The 4,634-nt window shown below is 56.9% G+C and carries 4 protein-coding genes; all 4 read right to left on the minus strand.

Translation table 11 applies throughout. The features are described 5' to 3' along the window. The coding region (locus AB1772_13170) for a hypothetical protein (GenBank protein ID MEW5797292.1) at positions 1-2,061 on the minus strand (2,061 nt) is incomplete at its 3' end. Between the two features lie 165 nt (positions 2,062-2,226). Further along, positions 2,227-2,730, minus strand: a complete 504-nt coding sequence (locus tag AB1772_13175; GenBank protein ID MEW5797293.1) for a peptide deformylase — start codon at positions 2,728-2,730, stop codon at positions 2,227-2,229. 15 nt (positions 2,731-2,745) lie between these two features. Further along, positions 2,746-3,363 carry a YiiX family permuted papain-like enzyme gene (locus AB1772_13180; GenBank protein MEW5797294.1) on the minus strand — a complete coding sequence of 206 codons (618 nt, stop codon included), beginning with the start codon at positions 3,361-3,363 and terminating at the stop codon, positions 2,746-2,748. Between the two features lie 127 nt (positions 3,364-3,490). Next, a partial coding sequence (locus AB1772_13185; GenBank protein ID MEW5797295.1) for an Ig-like domain-containing protein occupies positions 3,491-4,634 on the minus strand: 1,144 nt, incomplete at its 5' end.

Raw genomic sequence — 4,634 nt, forward strand, 5'->3', positions numbered from 1 at the left:
GGCCCGTCCCGTGGAATAACCGTGAGAGAAGTACGCACTTAGATTCAGAACCTCGAGCCGCAGCCGCTCCTGCATTTCGTCAAATGTTACCGCCTTGCCGTCGCGGATCACGCCGATCTGGTTGAGCATGCTGGGGAGAAACGGAACATATACGAGTAGGGATTCGGGGATGACGTCAAGACGAAGCGCCAGCCCGATTCGAGCCGAGGTCATGTTATCAAATGTCGAAGCCACCAGAGGCACGTTGTTAGCCAGCTTTATTGTTTGGTAGTCGAGCTGGTCATCGAGGGTCATCGGAGGGTTAGGGATAAACTCCGGCATCGTAATCTCCGCGCTCGCCTTTGCGATTACGGCGGTGTTGGCATCGAACTCCGCTTTGTAGCGGGCGATTGCCTGCTGAGCGTCGGCTACCCCGTACTTCTTCTTGAAGTCCTCGACATACCCGGCCAGTCGCGCTTCCTTGGCGGCGGCATTGGCCTTGACAATCTCCGCGCTGGGTGTGGCGCCCACTGCGTACGGCTTAACTGTTAGCAGACGCCAGTCGTCAATCCGCTCTCGCCAGATGTTGCCACTCAGGTTCAGCAGCGAGTCGATATATACGATCCGGTCCATCAGAATGAGGGACTTGCGAAAGCCGGGAGAGCTCTCAAGGTCTTTCATGACATTGAGCCAGGCTCCCGCCGGGCCGGACCGGAATCCGAACATCGGGGGCTGATTGAGGTTATTCTCCATCCGTTTGCGGAATTCGATCAATCGGTTGCGAACGCGGGTGTTAAAATCGACCAGTTCCGGGGTGTTGTCAGCGAGATCGTGCACCCCGCGGATTGCGTCGATGATCATCGCTGCCACGCTGTCCAGCAGGCGCTGGTTTATCAGCGAGCTGGTTACACCTGTGACGTCAAAACTGATCGGGAGCCCGAAGTCTTCTTCGATCCAGCCGGATACGGCGGTGGCGCCGATATTGGTACTCCGGGTTCTGGAATCGACAAACAGCTTGTACAGGTCGGAGTTTTCGCCGTTGGCGAAGGCGTCAAGAAAGATGGTGAGTACTGCTTGCTCGCGGAAGTCGAGCGCCAGGTCAGCGGGCCAGGAATACAGCAAGTAGCCGGGGTCTTCGGCCCGGTCGCTGGGATAGTTGACCAGCAGGCTCGTCCCCGATGGAGCGGCTTGATGCGATGGGAACGAGAACTTGCCGATTCCAGGTAAGGCGCTTGAGTCTGGGTAGTCCTGGCAACGGTCGAGGGTGGCGCTCAACTGGCGGAGGAAGTCGCCTATAGACACGCTCCGCGGAATGGAAATCACCGCGCCCATGTTGGCCAGATGATGCGTTGCCTTGTGAAAGTCCCACATGTTCTGGGGAGTCATGCTCCGCATGACGTTGGGATCGCCGCCTGAAACATGAGTGAATGGATGGTCTTGGCCGTATACCAACTGATACACGCGGCGGTAGGTGTTGTAGTACGGACGTTCAAACGAACTGACCATCTCGGTGTAGACAGTGCCCTTTTCTTCGAGCGACAGCGTGCTGTCTTCAGGATCGACCACCACACCGATATGGCAGACCTCGCGACGGATTTCCTCGTCGCTGAAATCGGGATGCAGGAGTGCCTGCAGCTTGGCCTCGAACACCTTTTGAAAGGTCTCCGGGCCGGCGACCGTGTTAAAGTGATAGCAAGTACGGTACTGTTCGGTGTAAGCGGTGCTGTTGGAGAGCGTCATGTCCTCGAGTGCAGCAACGTACTGCCCGCGACGGCCTTTGCCGAGCAGCAGATGCTCACAGGCGTGGGGTTCGCCGCGGCTTGCGGTGATCGGAGTTTTTATCCAGTAGAAAGCCTGCGGCACGGACTCGATTTGCACGAGGTCAACAGTGAAGCCGTATTTCTCCGACATAAACCGGGCTCCCATGGCCTGACCGGTGGCGTTGTCGTACAGGTTGGCCGTGCGAAAACCGTGAACGGACTGATCGGGGGCCAGGCTTTCGAGGAACTCGTCCGCCCGAGCCGTTGACGTAAGCAGCATCCCTGTTAGAGCGATGCCGATGATTTGCAGAGCGTGTCTCATGATGTGGGTCCTAACAAGCTAATTGTGTTTGTGCCGCCGTTATAGTTACAATATACGCCGGAGCAGGGCGATTTGTTTAGCGGGATTTGGCCTGCTGTGCCGGTGGTTGGAGCCGCCCATGAAGACGACCTCAAGGCACGTCGCCTGTAACGCCAACCAGGGGCTCTATATGTCCTGCCGGACCAAAGTCGAGCGGAACGCCAGCGAATAGGAATCAACTGCCCGCCGGGTAGCGAGAATCCCTTCGAGATGGTCATACTCGTGTTGCATGAGTTGCGACAGGTCGTCGCTAAGCTGCCAGACCTGCTCGTTCCAGTTCTCATCGAGGAACCGCACAGTGCAAGAGCGGTGGCGGTTGACACGGACCACGAGTTCGGGGAGACTCAGGCAGTCGTCCCACAGCTCGAATGTCTCCTGACTGAGATCGCTGAGAACCGGGTTGATGATCACTTGAGGTCTATCAACATGCCAGTACACCAGTCTCTTCAGGACATCGATCTGCGGGGCGGCTATAGCCCTGCCGAAACCGTTGTACTTGCGGAAATCGAGCAGGGTATTGCCGAGGTCCTCGAAAGTTGAATGAAGCCCGGCCAGCTCTTCGCGCCGGACCGGCTTACATTTTTCGTATAACCTGGGATCGCCGAGGATGAGTATCTCGCGCACCGCCATGACAACTACCTCATGTTAGTTGGAGTAGACCTGCTTGAGACGTTCTGATGCCATCAAATCGGCGGGGGCAATTACCGGTTCCTGGAGCGGAATAGAATCGCCGTACCGCTCACGCAACTTCTGCCGTACCGCTGGGTGTTCGATCTGGTAGCCGCCCAGCTTACGGAGCGGGGCCAGTTCCAGGCCGAGACCGTCGCGGTAGATCTTCCAAACCAGTTCGGAGCAGTACATCTGTGAGTCACTCCAGTTGAACACGGGGTCGTACGGTTTGCCCAGGTGGCTTTCGCCGACTTGGCGCATGCGCGCCAGAGACTCATCCGTGAGGTGTGCGAGCAGGGTGTCTATTCGGCGCGCCACAAAGTGCCCTTTCACGCCCTGCCGAATCCAGTCCTGCAATGGAATAACCCGAGTAGGGCCAACAGCCTCGTAGACCACGAAGTTGTTGTCTTGCTCGAAGATAATACCGCAGTGGGTGTACTGCGAGCCGGTCGCGAGCTTGACTGCCTGGGCCTGGGGAGAGTTGAGGTCCTGGAAAACGATGTCCCCCGGTTTCGGGGCATAGCCGGAAAAGTACGAACAACTTATAAGGGCAAGTATAAATGCTAAACCTACGACTGCAATGGGTCGAGTCATTATCGGGCTCCGTGCTGAAAGTTTATCGCTACAATAGGTAAGACGACGGGCGGCTTGTCAAGTAAAGAAGGACGGTGGTGAGGAGGAGCCGACGTTGTCTTGGGATTACGACCCGACAGAATCGGGCTTAGTCGAACACATTTTGCAGGGGCCGCGCAGTCGCGATACCCGGCGGGGTCTGAGGTGGAGCGCCGGAGTACGAATTGTCAATCAGCAGCGTGACATGATCGGGGGGCACGTTATCGACATTAGGCGCCCAGTCCCATTGGGCAGTGTTCAGAATAACATTGGCGACAATTAGATCGACTCCCGACGGAGCGTTGATCCCACCCAGCGAAACCGAGACCTCGAAGAAATCGGAGTTGTTGGAAATAACCAGATTCTCAACATTGCCATTGTCAACCCAGCCCGATCCGGTCCACTGATCGACCACGTCGCCATGATTGCCGATTACGATCCGATACTCGGCTCCAATATCGCCGATCGGCTTCGTGCCGTTGTCGGCTCTGGTCTGCCCTGTTGCCGGATTTTGATCAGTGTCAAGAAAGATGGCTACGTCGATTCCCTCGGTCGGCGACTTGTAATCTCCCCATCCGGTCCAGGTCTCCACACGAAACTGCAGTTGCGTGCGGGTACTTCGGGCGTAGATTCGGGCGAGGTTGCGGGGGATGGCCTCGTTGTTATCCTCCGCGAGAAGGCGCCACAGGTAATGGACGACCACAGTATCGCTGTGAGCCGCGTTGCCAGCAAGATCATACGCAACCGCGTATAGATCATGCTGCGAGCCCATGATCAGGCCGCTGGGACGCCAGGTGAATTCGTAATAGTCGGAGGCGCCGTTGATGGCGTTATGAACGAGGTCACCGTCGGCGTAGAACTCGATATGGCTGAGGCCGTCGTTATCTGACGCCGCTGCAGCGACCTGCACCGAATCAGTAAAGACTGAATGGTCGGATGGCCGCTCAATCAGTACCTGCGGCGGAATCCAATCCCGCACGGTGCGGAATTGCCAGACATAGTCGCTTGCCATTGGGTTGCCTGAACTATCGGCGACTGCGGTCGTCACCGTAGCGGTATAGGTGACAAAGGTATCCAGCGGTTGCGCTGGAGTAATCAGCACCTGTCGCGATGCCTGGATTGAAAAACTTCCCGGGATTGACGGCTCAAAAACAATCGTCCCGGCGTTCAAGGTGGCGACATTCATCTTCTCTGAAAAGATGATCGAGATGTGGGTATTAACGGTGGCAGAGTCGTTCGGCGCCGGGGTAGTG

The organism is Candidatus Zixiibacteriota bacterium, from assembly GCA_040752815.1.
GTDB lineage: Bacteria > Zixibacteria > MSB-5A5 > GN15 > FEB-12 > JAGGTI01.